Origin of the sequence: Streptomyces sp. NPDC093018 (genome assembly GCF_040684035.1) — a bacterium.
Classification (GTDB): domain Bacteria; phylum Actinomycetota; class Actinomycetes; order Streptomycetales; family Streptomycetaceae; genus Streptomyces; species Streptomyces murinus.
Window position 1 is genome coordinate 52,345 of the sequence record NZ_JBFBFF010000012.1, and the last position, 15,111, is coordinate 67,455.

16 protein-coding genes are annotated in these 15,111 nt (G+C 72.6%); 6 read left to right on the plus strand and 10 right to left on the minus strand.

Going from position 1 to position 15,111, the window contains the following annotated elements; all coding sequences use genetic code 11:
* Positions 1-126 precede the first annotated feature (126 nt).
* Positions 127-741 carry a TetR/AcrR family transcriptional regulator C-terminal ligand-binding domain-containing protein gene (locus tag AB0N90_RS25015; RefSeq protein ID WP_361675665.1) on the minus strand — a complete coding sequence of 205 codons (615 nt, stop codon included), beginning with the start codon at positions 739-741 and terminating at the stop codon, positions 127-129.
* Between the two features lie 211 nt (positions 742-952).
* Between AB0N90_RS25015 and AB0N90_RS25020 the strand changes: the two genes are divergently transcribed.
* Together AB0N90_RS25020 and AB0N90_RS25025 are read left to right on the plus strand one after the other, a co-directional pair.
* Positions 953-1,753, plus strand: coding sequence for a phosphatase PAP2 family protein (locus AB0N90_RS25020; protein WP_365200125.1), 801 nt, complete (start codon positions 953-955; stop codon positions 1,751-1,753).
* Positions 1,750-2,721 (plus strand): hypothetical protein, encoded by a 972-nt coding sequence (locus AB0N90_RS25025; RefSeq protein ID WP_365200127.1) that lies wholly within the window; start codon positions 1,750-1,752, stop codon positions 2,719-2,721. Before AB0N90_RS25020 ends, AB0N90_RS25025 begins: the two co-directional genes overlap by 4 nt.
* A gap of 123 nt (positions 2,722-2,844) precedes the next feature.
* Here the strand turns inward: AB0N90_RS25025 and AB0N90_RS25030 are convergent, their stop codons facing one another.
* From AB0N90_RS25030 to AB0N90_RS25040, 3 genes are all read right to left on the minus strand, one after another.
* Positions 2,845-3,720: a phospholipid scramblase-related protein gene (locus AB0N90_RS25030; RefSeq protein WP_365200130.1), complete on the minus strand. Its 876-nt coding sequence runs from the start codon at positions 3,718-3,720 to the stop codon at positions 2,845-2,847.
* A gap of 66 nt (positions 3,721-3,786) precedes the next feature.
* Entirely contained in the window at positions 3,787-5,835 is a 2,049-nt protein-coding gene (locus AB0N90_RS25035; RefSeq protein WP_365200132.1) for a phosphocholine-specific phospholipase C, read from the minus strand.
* Positions 5,836-5,953: 118 nt separating this feature from the next.
* On the minus strand, positions 5,954-6,625 hold the full coding sequence (locus tag AB0N90_RS25040) for a hypothetical protein (protein WP_361675651.1): 672 nt from the start codon (positions 6,623-6,625) through the stop codon (positions 5,954-5,956).
* A 261-nt stretch (positions 6,626-6,886) separates the two neighbouring features.
* Here AB0N90_RS25040 and AB0N90_RS25045 point away from each other — a divergent pair, with 261 nt between their 5' ends.
* On the plus strand, positions 6,887-7,543 hold the full coding sequence (locus AB0N90_RS25045; RefSeq protein WP_361675648.1) for a helix-turn-helix transcriptional regulator: 657 nt from the start codon (positions 6,887-6,889) through the stop codon (positions 7,541-7,543).
* Between the two features lie 119 nt (positions 7,544-7,662).
* Positions 7,663-7,893: a hypothetical protein gene (locus AB0N90_RS25050; protein ID WP_365200135.1), complete on the plus strand. Its 231-nt coding sequence runs from the start codon at positions 7,663-7,665 to the stop codon at positions 7,891-7,893.
* Between the two features lie 163 nt (positions 7,894-8,056).
* On the opposite strand, the gene AB0N90_RS25055 is transcribed toward AB0N90_RS25050, so the two are convergent.
* The 3 genes from AB0N90_RS25055 to AB0N90_RS25065 form a co-directional block, all read right to left on the minus strand.
* Positions 8,057-8,740 (minus strand): 4'-phosphopantetheinyl transferase superfamily protein, encoded by a 684-nt coding sequence (locus tag AB0N90_RS25055; protein ID WP_365200136.1) that lies wholly within the window; start codon positions 8,738-8,740, stop codon positions 8,057-8,059.
* Entirely contained in the window at positions 8,688-9,605 is a 918-nt protein-coding gene (locus AB0N90_RS25060; protein WP_365200139.1) for a metallophosphoesterase, read from the minus strand. The genes AB0N90_RS25055 and AB0N90_RS25060 overlap by 53 nt, the downstream gene beginning before the upstream one ends.
* A gap of 83 nt (positions 9,606-9,688) precedes the next feature.
* Positions 9,689-11,026, minus strand: coding sequence for a 6-phospho-beta-glucosidase (locus AB0N90_RS25065; RefSeq protein WP_365200140.1), 1,338 nt, complete (start codon positions 11,024-11,026; stop codon positions 9,689-9,691).
* Positions 11,027-11,293: 267 nt separating this feature from the next.
* Between AB0N90_RS25065 and AB0N90_RS25070 the strand changes: the two genes are divergently transcribed.
* Both AB0N90_RS25070 and AB0N90_RS25075 read left to right on the plus strand, forming a co-directional pair.
* On the plus strand, positions 11,294-12,136 hold the full coding sequence (locus AB0N90_RS25070) for a hypothetical protein (protein ID WP_361675633.1): 843 nt from the start codon (positions 11,294-11,296) through the stop codon (positions 12,134-12,136).
* A 136-nt stretch (positions 12,137-12,272) separates the two neighbouring features.
* The gene (locus AB0N90_RS25075) at positions 12,273-12,671 is read left to right on the plus strand and encodes a hypothetical protein (RefSeq protein WP_365200143.1); all 399 of its coding nucleotides are present in this window, start codon (positions 12,273-12,275) and stop codon (positions 12,669-12,671) included.
* Here AB0N90_RS25075 and AB0N90_RS25080 read toward each other — a convergent pair.
* From AB0N90_RS25080 to AB0N90_RS25090, 3 genes are all read right to left on the minus strand, one after another.
* Positions 12,662-13,027: a MerR family transcriptional regulator gene (locus AB0N90_RS25080; RefSeq protein ID WP_365200145.1), complete on the minus strand. Its 366-nt coding sequence runs from the start codon at positions 13,025-13,027 to the stop codon at positions 12,662-12,664. The two genes, AB0N90_RS25075 and AB0N90_RS25080, sit on opposite strands and share 10 nt — an antisense overlap.
* A 112-nt stretch (positions 13,028-13,139) precedes the next feature.
* Positions 13,140-14,102 carry an aldo/keto reductase gene (locus AB0N90_RS25085; RefSeq protein WP_365200148.1) on the minus strand — a complete coding sequence of 321 codons (963 nt, stop codon included), beginning with the start codon at positions 14,100-14,102 and terminating at the stop codon, positions 13,140-13,142.
* A 41-nt stretch (positions 14,103-14,143) separates the two neighbouring features.
* Entirely contained in the window at positions 14,144-15,046 is a 903-nt protein-coding gene (locus tag AB0N90_RS25090) for an AraC family transcriptional regulator (protein WP_361675621.1), read from the minus strand.
* Between the last annotated feature and the right edge of the window lie 65 nt (positions 15,047-15,111).

Sequence of the window (15,111 nt, forward strand, 5' to 3'; positions counted from 1 at the left end):
GGCCGGGTGGGGTTCCCCTCCGCTCAAGGGGAACCCCGCCCGGCCGGGGGTGCGCGCCGCCCCCGTCCCCACGGTGCGGCGCGGGCAGACCGCCGTTCAGTCATCCCGTGAACGGCGGTCTGGGTCCTAGGTCAGTGCGAGCGCGGGCAGCACGGTGGCCTCCACGAACCGGAGCAGATAGTCGGCGTCGGCGTACTGGCCGCTGAGCACGGGCCGTACGCGCAGCACGCCGAACATCATGGCGGGGATGAACTCCAGCGCGGGATGGCCCGCGGGGATCTCGCCGCGCGCCACACCCCGGTCGAGGATCTCCTGGAGCGCGGCGATCTCGGGGTGCACCAGCGCCTCGCGCAGCGCCTGGGCCAGCTCCTCGTCCTGGGTCACCGCGGATCCGAGCGCCTGGAGCAGCTTGGTGTCCTTGCCGGACCAGTCGCCCGCGGCCCGCGCGGCCCGGCGCAGGTCCTCGGCGAGCGATCCGGTGTCGATGCCGGCGAAGCGCACCCGCCCCCGGGCCCGCAGCGCGGCGGCCACGAACTGGGGTTTGTTCTTCCACTGCCGGTAGAGCGTGGACTTGCTGCACCGGGTGGTGGAGGCGACGCCCTCCATGGTCACGGACTCGTAGCCGCACTCGCGGATCTGTTCCAGCACGGCGTCGAAGAACTCCCGCTCACGCTCCGGCGTGATCTTGGAGCGGCGCGAGGCGACGACCGTCTCCGGTCCCTCCGCGGCCTGCGACGTCATGTGGTGTTTCCCCTCGCTCATGGGCTCGGGCGCCCCCGGGCCCAGTTTCCAGTGTGTCGCACTTCAATCGATACACGAGTGTACCGGTACTCCATCGTATCGGTACACTGCCGTATCGGTACACCAACGTATCGGTACGGACACGTACCAAAGCGTTGCCGCACCGTACCGAAGCACCGCCACACACGATCGTCAGCGAAGGGGCCGGGGGATGACTGCGCTCACCGAGCCTGCCGAGGCAGAAACGGACCCGGACGCCGCCGCGCGTCCGGGGCTCATACGCGAGTTGCTGCTCGTCGCGGGGCTCTTCCTCGTCTACAAGCTCGGCCGGCAGCTGGCCACCGGCCACACCCTGCGCGCCTTCCACAACGCCCATCGCGTCTGGGACCTCGAACGGTCCCTGCACCTGCCGCACGAGACCGCCGTCCAGTCGGCGCTGCTGCACAGCGACACCCTCGTCCATGTGGCCAACACCTACTACGCCACGGTGCACTTCCCGGCCACGCTCGCCTTCCTGGTCTGGCTCTACCTCCGGCGCCCCGCACACTACGTCTGGGCCCGCCGGGTCCTCGCCGTGGTCACCGCGGCCGCCCTGGTGCTGCCCTTCACCTTCCCGCTGGCCCCACCGCGGATGCTGGCCGGAACCGGTCTGGTGGACACCGCCCGGATCTACGGCCCCTCCGTGTACGGCCCACCGGCCCACGACCATCTCTCCAACCAGTTCGCCGCGATGCCCTCGCTGCACTTCGGCTGGGCGCTGATGGTGGCGATCGGCCTGATCACGGCCACCCGCTCCCGCTGGCGCTGGCTGTGGCTGCTGCACCCGCTGCTCACCCTGCTGGTGATCGTGGGCACCGCCAACCACTACTGGCTGGACGCGCTCGCCGCGACCGCCATGCTGGGCGTCGCCCTCGCGCTGCTCCGGCCCCCGCACCGCACCACCACCGCGGCGGGCCGCGGCACCGGCCGGATCGTCCCGCGCCAGCGGGTCCTGGCGGGAGCGGCCCGGTGAACGCCGCCGAACTGGTCGCCGTCGCGCTGTCCCTGGTCTCGGCCGTGGCCTACGCGCTCGCCGCCGTCGCCCAGGAGCGCCTCGCCGCCCGCGACGACGGGGCCGGGCTGCTGCGGCTGCTGGGCACGGGCGCCTGGTGGTCGGCGGTCGGCCTGAACGCGGCGGCCGCGCTGCTGCATGTCGCGGCCCTCAAGTACGGTCCGCTGACCGTCGTACAGCCGCTCGGCGCGCTGACCCTGGTGGCGGCCGTGCCGCTGGGCGCGCGGGCGGCCGGGCGGCGGGTCAGCGCGGTGGAGTGGCGCGGTACGGCGCTCACCCTGCTCGGCCTCGGCGCGGTGCTGGTCACCGCGTCGGGCCCGGCGCCCTCCCGGGTGCTCAGCCTGCCGGAGGCGGTCGCGGTGGCCGGTACGACGGCCGCGCTGGTCGGCGCCCTGTCCTGGCCCGGCACCCGGCCGGGGCTGCGGCACGCGACCGCGTCCGGGTTCGCCTCGGGCGTCGCCTCCGCGCTCACCCAGACCGTGACCGTGGCCGCCACCGACCGCTCGGGCCCGGTGCTGAGCACCAAGGTGATCGTGGTCGCGACGCTGGTCGCGGGGTTCGCCGTCGGCGGGCTGCTGCTCTCGCAGACGGCCTATCGCGGCGGCCTCGGCGCCCCGCTGGCGGTCGTCACCCTGGCCAACCCGATGGCCGCCGCGCTGATCGGGCTCACCCTGCTCGGGCAGGGGCTCACCGGTGGCGCGGGCGGGGTGCTGCTGGCGCTCGCCGGGGCGGCGCTGGCCGCCCGGGGTGTGGTGCTGCTCACCCGGGTCACCAGGCAGACGGCGGACGGCGTGGAGCCGCACGACCATCCGGTGGCCGCGGTGCTCGCCCTGCGCGCGGAGACGGCGGCGGCCGAACCCGCCCTGCGGTCCCAGCTGCCGGAGCAGCCCGGACGACCCGAACAGCCGGGGCATCTCACGGCGCTGTGACCGCGCTGCCCGCAGACGTCGGCGGTCGGTGCGCGCGTTCCCGCGTGCGCCGACCGCCGTTGCCGTACTCGGTGTTCTGCCGTGCTGTCTGCTCTGTGGTGCGTGCCCCCGTACGGGAGGCGGTCAGTTCCAGCCCCGCGAGTCCTGCTTGAGCGCGGTGTCGACGGTCAGGGCCGTCGCGACCACCAGGCTCAGCAGCGGCTCGGGCAGCTGGTAGTGGATCTGGAGGACGTAGTTGTCCGCCGAGGTGAACAGCGTCTTGGCGAGGCCTTCCCAGGTCTTGGTGATCCGGGCCACCTCGTTGTCCGCGTGGTCGACGATCGCGAAGTTCCACGCCCGCCAGTTCTCCGCCTTGATCGCGCCGACCTGCTGGCCGTTCACGTTCATCGCGAAGTTGATCTTGCCGATCATGTTCTGCTGGACGATCTCACCGACCGGCGAGCCGTCCGGGCGGGACACGATCACCCGGGACTTGAAGATCTTCGCGGGCCGGGTCAGCAGCAGCTGCGGCTGGCCGTAGGCGTCGCGGATCTCCAGCTTGTGGGTGAGGAACTGGTCCCAGCTGGAGACGAAGCGCAGGATCTTGCGCAGCGCGCCCTGCCCGACCTCGGTGACCGAGCCGAGCTCGCGGCCGTTCTGATCCATGACCTTGTACTCGTTGGTCAGCTCGATCAGCTTGGCCTTCTGGTTCACCACCAGCACCGGCTCGGTGAACAGGGTGCCGCCGCCGGGGCCGCCGGCCACCACACCGGCCTGCTGCTGCACCTGGCGCTGCACCCGGGCGTCGGGAGCCTGCTGCTGCGGGAACTGCTGCTGCGGCGCGGCCTGGTGGGGCTGCTGGGCCTGCTGCTGCGGTATGGCCTGCTGGGCCGCCGGGGCCTGCTGGGCCTGGTTGTTCGTGTGCTCGGTCCACTGGCTGCCGTCCCAGTAACGGAGCGTCTGAGGCGCGCCGTGCGGGTCCGGGTACCAGCCTGCCGGGGTGTTTGATTGCGTGGTCACCGGGGCACACTACCCTGCTCCGACCCGTACCTGACCAGCCCGGCGGAAGCGGTGTTCATCGCCCGTTCACTCCGTCGCGAGCGCCGGGTCGCTGACGCCGGGCCGCCCGTTCTCCACGTGCCCGGCGAAGCCGCGCAGGAAGGCCGGGTCGTCCGCCGAGGTCACGGTCAGGTCGTACCAGAGGTGGCTGTGCGTCAGGTCCACGGTGTGCCGGACGCGCGCGCCGGGGCGTACGGACACGGTGACCGGGGCGCCGCCGTAGCCGCCGGCTATCTTCAGCCGGGCCGTGCCGGAGCCCTTGTTGGTGAGGGTGAGTTCGACGTGGTCGCCGGTGTGCCGGGCGGTCACCTCGGGGCCCGCCGTCTTGTTGCCGCCCTTGAAGACGCGCAGGAAGCCGTTGGGGCCGTGCACGGCGAGGTCGTAGGAGCCGCCGGAGTAGGCCGAGTTCCAGGTGTCGGACAGGGTCTTGCCGGCCTCGGTGGTGTAGGTCCAGGGGCCGTCGCCGCGGTTGCCGGAGGTGACGAGGAAGACGGCGCCCGCCTTCGCGCCCGAGGCGAAGGTGAGGGTGAAGGTGCCGGCCGAGGTGTCCGCGGAGCCGTCCACGGCGGGCGCGTACTTCAGCGGGCGGGTGGGGCGGCTGCCGCGCTCCTGCCGGGGCAGCGAGGGGTTCGCGGGCGGCTTGGGCACATAGTCGGGGTGCCGGTCGTGGTCCGGCGGCGCGTAGCCGGCCGTCGAGGGCAGCGAGACGGGCTTGGTGTCCTTGCGGGAGAAGTCGAAGGCGCTGGTGAGGTCGCCGCACACGGCCCGGCGCCAGGGCGAGATGTTCGGCTCGCGCACCCCGAAGCGCTGCTCGATGAAGCGGATGATCGAGGTGTGGTCGAAGGTCTCGGAGCAGACGTAGCCGCCCTTGCTCCAGGGCGAGACGACCAGCATCGGCACCCGCTGGCCGAGACCGTACGGTCCCGCCGTGTATCCGGCGCCGCCCGGGTACAGGTCGGCCGAGGCGTCGACCGTGGACTTGCCCTGGGCCCCGGAGGCGGCCGGGAAGGGCGGCACCACGTGGTCGAAGAAGCCGTCGTTCTCGTCGTAGGTCAGGAACAGGGCCGTCTTCGCCCACACCTCGGGGTTGGAGGTGAGCGCGTCGAGGACCTGGGAGACGTACCAGGCGCCATAGTTGGCGGGCCAGTTCGGGTGCTCGGTGAACGCCTCGGGGGCGGCGATCCAGGAGACCTGCGGGAGCGTCCCGGCCTTGACGTCGGCCCTCAAGCGGTCGAAGAAGCCCTCGCCGGCCTTCGCGTCCGTGCCGGTGCGGGCCTTGTCGTACAGCGGGTCGCCGGGCTTCGCGTCGCGGTACTGGTTGAAGTAGAGCAGCGAGTTGTCGCCGTAGTTGCCCCGGTAGGCGTCGTCGATCCAGCCCCAGCCGCCGTTCGCGTCCAGGCCGTCGCCGATGTCCTGGTAGATCTTCCAGGAGACGCCCGCCTGCTCCAGGCGCTCGGGGTACGTCGTCCAGCCGTAGCCCTTCTCGTCGTTGCCGAGGACCGGGCCGCCGCCTTTGCCGTCGTTGCCGACGTAACCCGACCACATGTAGTAGCGGTTGGGGTCGGTGGAGCCGATGAACGAGCAGTGGTAGGCGTCGCAGATGGTGAAGGCGTCCGCGAGGGCGTAGTGGAAGGGGATGTCCCGGCGGGTCAGGTGCGCCATCGTGGTGGCGGACTTGGCGGGTACCCACTTGTCGTACTTGCCGCCGTTGAACGCGGTGTGCCCGTCGTTCCAGCCGTGCGGCAGGTCCTGGAGGAAGGCGAGGCCGAGGTCGTCGGCGTCCGGGTGGAAGGGCAGGATGTCCCGGGTGCCGTCCGACTGCTGCCAGACGGAGCGGCCGTTCTGGCTCACCGGGCGCGGGTCGCCGAAACCGCGCACGCCCCTGAGCGAGCCGAAGTAGTGATCGAAAGAACGGTTCTCCTGCATCAGTACGACGATGTGCTCGACGTCCTGGACCGAGCCGGTGCGATGGTTCGCTGGCAGGGCGGCGGCGCGCTGGATGCTGCTCGACAGCGCCGTGAACGCCGTCGTGGCGCCCGCGATCTGGAGAAAGCGCCGACGGTTGACTTCGGTCATGGGGGGTGGGTCCTCTCGTCCTGACGTCCGTGCTGTGCCGCGCCGAGTGTTCCAAGCCCGGCGAACGTCAGGGAAGGGTGAGATGACGCCGATGTGAAAGTACGGGACTCGCGGGGTGTCAGCCCTCGGGCGGCGGGACGACCGTCAGATGCGCCGGCATGGCGCGCTGCCTGCGCGGACGGCGGACCGGCGCGGCGGGCCCCCGGGAGTCGCGCGGGACCAACGTCAGGCGCCGGCAGCCCAGTTCGCGCAGCGCCTGGGGCGTCTCGTCCACGATCCGGCACTCGGTGGGGCCCCGGCGCGGATCGGGGTGCAGCAGCAGCCGTACGGCCCCGTCGAGCCGGGTGCCGCGCTCGCCGACGGCCCGGATCCAGTGCGGCAGGCCCTGCCGGTAGGCGGCGTCCATGAGCGGGTCCTGCATGATCTCCCGGCGGATGGCCTGGAGTTCGGGATCGTGGCCGTAGGCGTCCATGGCGCCCTTGAACTGGGCCAGCATCGGCAGGCACCAGCCCGCCTCGTGGTCGCCGAGGACGAGCCCGGCGTCCGGGTGGAACAGCACGAACCGCAGGAAGTTGTCCCCGGGCATGGCCGTGGGGTGCGGGCGCGCCCCGCCGAAGAGCGTGGCGTAGGCGTCATTGGCCAGCACCACGTCCCAGCGGTGGTCCACCACCAGGGACGGGAAGGGCACGGCGTCCAGCAGCACGCCGTAGTCCTGTAGGTACGACTGGGTCTCGGAGGTCTCGGGGACGGGCCGCGGCGCCGGCCGCTGCCCTCCTGCCTGATGTGCCATCGGGAGGTCACCCCTCTTGCCTCTGCGGCCTTCACGCGGCGATGCGATCCTGCTTCCCCGCGAGGAGTGATGTCAACTATCGTGGCATTCCACGCCGGTTGACGGCTGAAATTCGCCACAGTTGTGGCGACACCTGGATGTGGGTTCACGGCACGGGCTAATCTCCGGGAAGTTCACGGCGACCGCCGGTCCTGGTACCGAGCATGCGGGATGCACGGACGCACCTGTTGCCCTTGCTTGAGAGACGTAGGAGTTCTGTCGGTGACGGATGGCTACGAGGATCCGGGCGCCGCGGCGACCGCCCAGCTGCCGGCCGTCGTCGCCCGCGTCACCGCGCTCGCGGAGCGCCTCGGGGTGACCCAGGCCGAGGTCTTCGACATGGCGCGGCTCTCGGTCGCCTGCGGGGTGCCCGAGCCGGTGGTCAAGGCGCTGCTGAGCGGGCGTCCGGCGGGCGAACCCGATGTCCAGGCGCGGTTTCTGCAGCGCCTCGGGCTGCTGCGGCGCACCCGGCTGAAGCCGAACGGCCGCAAGTACACCCAGCAGGAGATCGCCGACGGCGCGGGCATGTCCCGGCAGCAGGCCGGTGCCCTGATCAACGGCGACCGGCGGCCCACCATGGAGCACTGCGACGCGTTGCAGCGCTTCTTCCGGGTGCACGCCGGGTTTCTGACAGCGGAGGACCCGGAGGCGCTGGCGGGCGCGCTCCAGCGCACCGAGCAGGAGCTGCTCCAGAAGCTGGCCGACCGGGAGCGGGCCGCGGCCGGGCCCGCCGAAGACCCGCTGGAACGGCTGCTCCAGGACCACGGGGTGCGCGGAATCGCCTGGCGGGCCGCGCAGTTGCCGACCGACCAGCACCGGGACAAGGTCGCGGAATGGCTGGACATGCTCCTGGAGAGCGTGAAGCGGCCGGAGGCCTGACGGCACCCGGGACACAGGCCGAGGTGCGGTTTCGCCCGATTGTCAGTGGTGGGCGGCAAGCTGGTGTGCGTGCGCCGCAGCGCGCGTGACCGTGCCGCCTACTCGGGGAGAGCCGACCGATGCCCACCGCCGTACTGACCGACCATGAGCGCACCGCCGTCCAGGCCTACTTGCGGCTGCTGCACACGGTGCGCGCCGCCTTCGACGGTCCACCGGAGGGGGCGCCGCCCGCCCTGGTGCCGCCGTCCGTGCTCGCCGAGGCGGAGACGGCCCTGATGCGGGCGGGCCTCGCGGGCAATGAGGAGGAGTTCTTCCGGATGCTGGGCGAGTGGTGCCCGTCGGCCGGCTGAAGGGGCGGCGGGCCGGTCCGGGGGACGCGGGACCGCCGTAGCGGTGCTCGCCGTAGCGCTGATCGTCGGGCGCCCGTGCTCGTCAGCCGGGCGCCCGGCCGTCAGATGACGCCCGGGCCCGCCGGGTGGCGTGCGGGCCCCGTCAGGTGGCGTGTGTGCCTCGTCAGGTGGCGTGCGGGATGACGACCGTGGTGGTCACCAGGGCGTCCCGGGCGGCCCAGCGGCCGTCGAGGACCTGGAGGCGGCGGCCGCCGACGAGGGGGCCGGGGACCAGGAGTTCGGCGTGCAGGGTGCCGTGCGGTGCGCCGTCGGGGGACGGGCACAGGGTGATGTCGGCCTCGGAGAAGTCCAGCCACTTGCGGGTGAGCGGGAACCACGCCTTGTACACCGATTCCTTGGCGCTGAACAGGATCCGGTCCCAGTGCACGGCGGGCCGCTGCTCGGCGAGGCGCGCGAGGCGTGCCGTCTCGGCGGGCAGGAAGACGGAGGGGCCGACGCCGTCGGGCAGCGGGCCGTGCGGTTCGGCGTCGATGCCCAGCGAGACGAGGTCGGTGGCGCGGACCAGCGCGGCGGCGCAGTAGCCGTCGCAGTGGGTCATGCTGCCGACGATGCCCGCCGGCCACTGCGGGGCGCCCCGCTCACCGCTGACCACGGGCCTGGGCGGGATGCCGAGCTTCTCCATGGCCCGCCGGGCGCAGCCGCGCACGGCGGCGAACTCGCGGCGCCGCTTGGCCACGGCACGCGCGACGAGCACCTCTTCCTCCGGGTGGAGGGGGGTGTCCCACAGCGGGTCGTCACGAAGTGCCTCCACGGCCACGACCGACTCCGGGAGCAGCTCCTCGATCACCGGCTTCCACCTCCTCCCTCTCCTCCATCGGCAGGATGCGGCGCGCCGTGCCCGGCTTCTGCGAACGCTTGCGCCACTCACGGGGGTAGCCGACGGAGACCTCGGTGAAGCGGACTCCGTCGTGCCAGGTGGTGCGGGGGATGTGCAGATGGCCGTAGACCATGGTGGCGACGCGGAACCGGCGGTGCCAGTCGGCGGTCAGCTCGGTGCCGCACCACATGGCGAACTCGGGGTGCCACAGCACCTCGGTGGGGTGCCGGTGCAGGGGGTAGTGGTTGGCCAGCACGGTCGGCAGGTCCGCGGGCAGCGCCGCGAGCCGCTCCTCGGTCCGTGCCACCCGCTCGCGGCACCATGCCTCGCGGCTCGGGTACGGGTCGGGGTGCAGCAGGTACTCGTCGTTGCAGACGATGCCGGTGCTCTCGGCGTAGGCGAGGCCCTCGGCCTTGGTGGTGCAGCCGGCGGGCAGGAAGCTGTAGTCGTAGCCGAGGAACAGCGGGGCGACGGCGACCGGGCCGCCGGGGCCCTGCCACACCGGGTAGGGGTCCTCGGGGGTGAGGACGCCGAGTTCGCGGCAGACCTGGACCAGATGCTCGTAGCGGGCGACGCCGCGCAGCTGTACGGGGTCCTTCGGGTGGGTCCACAGGTCGTGGTTGCCCGGTGTCCACAGGACCTTGCGGAAGCGGGCCGCGAGGGTGGCGAGGGTCCAGCGGATGTCCTCCACCGTCTCCGCGATGTCGCCCGCGACGATCAGCCAGTCCTCCTCGCCCGTCGGGTGCAGCTGCTCCACGAGCGCCCGGTTCTCCGGGTAGGAGATGTGCAGATCGCTGATGGCCAGCAACTGGCCGGGACCGGTCGTCGGCTCCACCCCGTGTCCCCCTTCCCATCAGCGGTTTGTCTGGTCCACAAGAACATACTTGGGTGCGGCGTTCAAGAGCCTCTTGAGCCGGTCTACTTGAGGTAGGCGAGACCCGGATGGACCGCGAGGTAGCCGTCCGTCAGCCGGCGCGCCACGTTCACCGAGTCGACCAGGGGATGCAGGGCGAACGCCTTGAGGGCGGTGGCCCGGGAGCCGGACTCGGCGGCGGCGAGGACCTCGCGTTCCACCGCCTTGACCGAGGAGACCAGGCCGGTGGCGTGGTCGGGCAGCGGGGCGGTGGCCAGCGGGTGGGCGCCGTTGGCGTCCACCAGGCAGGGGACCTCGATGACCGCGTCGGCGTCCAGGTCCGGCAGGGTGCCCTGGTTGCGGACGTTGAGGATGAGGGTCGTACGGGCGTCGCGGGCGATGGCGCGCATCAGGGCGAGGGCCACCTTCTCGTAGCCGCCGGAGAGGTCCTCCTCCTCGCGTTCGCCGGCGCCCGCGGTCTCCCGGTTCTCCGCCATGTACGTCGCCTCGCGCTCGGCGCGGGTGCGGTCCCAGGTGCCCAGCGCGGAGACGTCCGGGCGCCCGGCCTCGGCGTAGAAGCGGGCCTGCTGGTCGCGCAGGAAGGCGCCGCGGGTCGCCTCGGCCTCCTGGTAGGCGCGGACGGTCTCGCGGTTGAAGTAGTAGTAGTGCAGGTACTCGTTGGGGATCGCGCCGAGCGAGCTCAGCCAGTCGGGGCCGAACAGCCTGCCCTCCTCGAAGGAGCCGAGCAGCGCGGGATCGGCGAGCAGCCGGGGCAGTTCGTCGCGTCCGGCGACACGCAGGCCGCGGACCCAGCCGAGGTGGTTGAGGCCGACGTAGTCCACGAAGGCGTCCTTCGGGTCGGCGCCGAGGACCCGGGCGAGGCGCCGGCCGAGGCCGACCGGGGAGTCGCAGATGCCGATGACCCGGTCGCCGAGGTGCCGGGACATCGCCTCGGTGACCAGACCGGCCGGGTTGGTGAAGTTGATCACCCAGGCATCGGGGGCGAGGCGGGCCACCCGGCGGGCGATGTCGGTGGCGACGGGCACGGTGCGCAGCCCGTAGGCGATGCCGCCCGCGCCGACCGTCTCCTGCCCGAGCACGCCCTCGGCCAGCGCGACCCGCTCGTCGTCCGCCCGGCCGTCGAGGCCGCCGACACGGATCGCGGAGAAGACGAAGTCGGCGCCGCGCAGAGCCTCGTCGAGGTCCGTGGTGGTGCTCACCCGGGGCGCGTCGGGGCTCTCGGCGGCCTGCTCGGCCAGGACCCGGGAGACCGCGTGCAGCCGGCCGGCGTCCAGGTCGTGCAGGACGACCTCGGTGACCCGGCCCGGGGCGCGGTCGGTCAGCAGCGCGCCGTACACGAGCGGCACGCGGAAGCCGCCACCGCCCAGAATCGTGAGCCTCACGTCACCACGCACCTTTCCCGAGTCCCGAGACCCCTGCCACGGCACATCATCCCCGCGCGCCGCCTCCCGGCGCACCTTCCGGGCCCGCTCGCTTCCCTTCCGGTCCCTCGGAGGCAGCGGGTCCGTCCCCGGGGATCCCCGGGCCCGTCTCCGAGGATCGCCGGGACGTCGGCCGGAACCGGCGCACCCGACGCGTCGCCGTCACCCGGTGGCCGCCGATCCGTGGTTGCATGCGAACCCCGACTCCACAGCTGTGACAGGAGCCTGATGAAGCGTCAACTCGCCGCGCTCACCGCACTGGTGGGCGCCCTCGTGTGTGCCGCCCCGAGCGCGTCGGCGGCCGAGCCGGCCCGGTGGACGGCGGCCGGGACGTCGTACACCGACACCCTGGGCGGCGGCCAGGGCCTCGCCAGCCGGGCCGACGGCTCGCTGCTGCACCGCGGACTGCTGGACATCCCGCTGGATCTGCGGATCAAGGGCTGGAACCACGTGGGCGACCCGGACATCGCGCGCGGCTATGTCTTCGACGCCTACCAGGGCGCGGACTCGGCCACGTCGAAGATGTACGCGGTGACCACACCGGACGGCAAGCGGTACGACTATGTGCATCCGCTGGATCCGGGCGAGAAGGTGAACAACTCCTTCGCCGCGGTCTCGCCCGACGGGCAGTGGCTGGTCTCCGGCGAGTGGGAGGACCAGGACCGGCTCCAGGTGTTCCCAGCGCCGCTGCTCAACCCGGCCACTCCGCGCACCGGCGGGACGCTGGCCCAGGCCGGGCAGATCACCCTGGACAAGCCGGTGCGCGACATCCAGGGCTGCGACTTCGTGACCGGCACCCGGCTGGTGTGCGCCTCCGACGACGGCTCGGGCACGCTGTTCCCGCAGAGCCGGCCGCTCCTCCAGGTCGATCTGCCGCACCCGCTGGACGGCAAGCCGGTCACCGGCCGGGTGAGCAGCCTCTTCGGGCTCCCCCAGCAGAGCCTGTGCAAGGGCACGTTCGAGGCCGAGGGCGTCGACTACGACCCCGGCACCGGCACCCTGCGCACCGAGGTGATCGCACCGGGCGTGTGCGCGGTGGCGACGACGGTGTACGCGTACCACCTGGACTAGTTCCGACGGCCGGGTGGCGAGCGGCGCGGGCGGCGGGGCCGGCAGTCCTGGCGGACGGTTCCGGCCGGCTTCGTGAACGTCAACCGGTCCGGCTTCGGGCACTGATCCGCCGCGGGGGCCGGGGTAGCGTTCCGGCATGACGTCACGGCCCCCCCGGTTCCCGCCGTATCCGGTCCGCGGTGTGCGCGTGCTGCACCAAAGGCAGAACTGCGCGCCGCAGTTCGCGCTGATCGTGGTGGACTTCGAGCCCGCCGCGGCGGAGGGTGTCGTCTTCGAGGTGGCCGAGGGGCTGACGGTGGAGTACGAACCCGCCGCGGAGCTGCCGCGTTTCTTCGCCGCGGCCGCCGCGGGCATCGAGGAGCATCTGAGCCTGCCGGAGCACGGGGTCGTCGCGGCGGCCAGGGTGGTGCTGCGGCAGGCCCGCGCGGACACCTTCGGCTCCAGCGAACTGGCGTTCAAGATCGCCGGGTATCTCGCGGCCCGGGAGGCGCTGGAGCGCACGGCGCGGGCCGGCTCCGCCGAGGCTCAGCTGTAGTAGGCGATCTTCTCGTCGAGCACCGCCATGGCCCGGCGCAGCGCCGCCGCCCGCTGCTCCAGGGCCGCGCGGCGCTCGCGCAGGAAGGACACCCGGTCCTGCGGGGGCTGTCCGGCGCGCAGGAGGGCGACGAAGCCGCGCAGGTCCCCGATGCCGAGACCGGCTTCCCGGAAGCAGGTGACCAGGCCGATCCAGAAGACGTCGTCCTCGGTGTACTCCCGGCGGCCGCCCGCGGAGCGCCGGATCGGGCCGATGAGCCCTTCGCGTTCGTAGTAGCGCAGGGTGTCGAGGGAGACACCGGTGCGGTCGGCCGCCTGCGCGGGCGAGAGGACCGCGGTCGGGCTGCTCGGGGTCATGGGGGCTCCTTGGGAGCGGAGTTCGTGGGAGCGGGGGTCGTGGAAGCGGGGTTCATGGAAGCGGGGTTCGTGGAAGCCGGGTTCGTGGAGGCGGGATTCGTGGGAGCGGCCGCTAGCGTGCCGCCGCGAGGCGCGCCATGTGCTCGTCGTCGAGCCGCACATGGCGTGCGGCGAGCGCCTCCTCGACGTGGTCCGTGCGGCTCGCGCCGACGATGGGCCCGATCCCCTGCCGCATCAGCCAGGCGAGGACGATCTGGTTCCGGGTGGCCGAGAGTTCGCCCGCGACGGCGTCCAGGACGGCGAGGACCCGTTCGGTGCCGGGGTGATCATAGGCCGGCGGCAGCGGCTTGTCCGGGCGGGTGTACGAGCCCCACAGCAGCGAGCTGTACGACCACACCGTGAGCCCTTCCGCCGCCGCGAGGTCCAGGTCCTCGGCGGTGAGCATGCGGTGGCCGGCCTCCGCGACGGGGGTGAGCGGGCGCGGCTGGAGGAGCGAGTGCCGCAGTTGCAGGGCCGTCCAGGGTTCCAGGTGCCGCTCCCGCGCGAGGGACCGGGCGCGCTCGACGCGCCAGGCGGCGTGGTTGGCCGCCCCGATCCGCAGGGCCACTCCCCTGCCGACCAGTTCACCGAAGGCGCCGACCGTCTCCTGAAGCGGCACGGCGCGGTCCTCGGCGTGCGCCCAGAGCAGATCGATGTGCTCGACGCCCAGGCGGCGCAGACTCCCCTCGGCGCCCTTGCGGACGGCGGGGGCGGAAAGGCCTTCCGCGCTCTGTGGCCAGGAGCCCGGCACCAGTGGGTTCTGCCGGACCTTCGTCGCGATCCGTACCGCGTCGCGCGCTCCCGGGCGGGCCCGTAGCCAGGCGCCGATGACCCGTTCGCTGGCGCCGCCGACGCCCTCGGGATCGGCCCAGAAGGAGTAGCAGTCGGCGGTGTCGAGCCAGCGGCCGCCGCCGGCGACGAAGGAGTCGAGGACCGCGAAGGCCCGCTCGCGGTCGACGCGGGTTCCGAAGTCCATGGTGCCGAGGACGATCTGGGGAGGGGTGCTGCGCACCCGGCCGGTGTTCATGCGGCCCATGCTCGGATCTGGAGCGCGCTCCAGGTCAAGAGCCGTGCTGGTTACCGCAGTTCGGCGCGGAAGGCCACCGGTGTTCGCCCGGTGTGCAGTTGGAAGAACTTGGAGAAGTTCGCCGCGTCCGGGAAGCCGACGGCGGCGCCGACCCGGCCGATGGGCAGCTCGGTGTGGGCGAGGAGGCGTTTGGCCTCCAGGACGACGCGTTTGTCGATGAAGCCCTTGGGGGTCTCGCCGGTGGCGGCGCGGACGGCGCGCACCAGGGTGCGGCGGGAGTAACCGAGCGCGTCGGCGTAGGCGCTGACGCTGTGATTGGTGGCGAAGCCCTGCTCGACGGCGTCCCGGAACAGGGTGAAGGTGTTGTCCGACTGCTGCCGTGAACCGGGCGCCGAGCTGGCGGCGAGGTGCGCGAGGCGCAGCAGGAACGCCGTCAGCTCGTGCCGCAGGACGGCGGCGTGCAGGCTCGGCGGGAGCGTCGTGGTGTCCTCGTACTCGCGGCGCAGCTGCTCCAGGGCCGCCCCGAGCGCTTCGAGCTGGGCCGCCCCGGGGTGCAGCAGCGGCGGCAGGTCGTAGCGGTACAGGCCGGTGGCCTCCACGGTGGCACGCGGCAGGAAGCCGGGCTGCATGGTCAGCACGGTTCCGCGGTACACGCACTCACGGGAGAAGCGGTGGACCTGTCCGGGGCGTATCCACAGCAGGTCGCCGGCCGCGGCCTCGTACTCGGTGAAGTCGACCATATGGCGTACGGGGCCCTCGGTGAACAGCAGGACCACATGGAAGTCGATGCGGTGGACGCGGTCCAGCGGGATGTCGGCCCGCCAGCCGCGGTCGGCCCCCATCCGGCCGATCCGCATGCCGACGCCGCCGACGGCCAGCTCGGTCGGGAAGGGGAGGGTTCGGATGCCGTCACCGACCGCCGCGCCGCCCTCTTGGGGCGTTGTGTCAGCCATGTCCTTTTCGTGCCGTCCCTGCTCCGCGATCACTGTCCCAGATTCACCACAGGGTGACACATCCC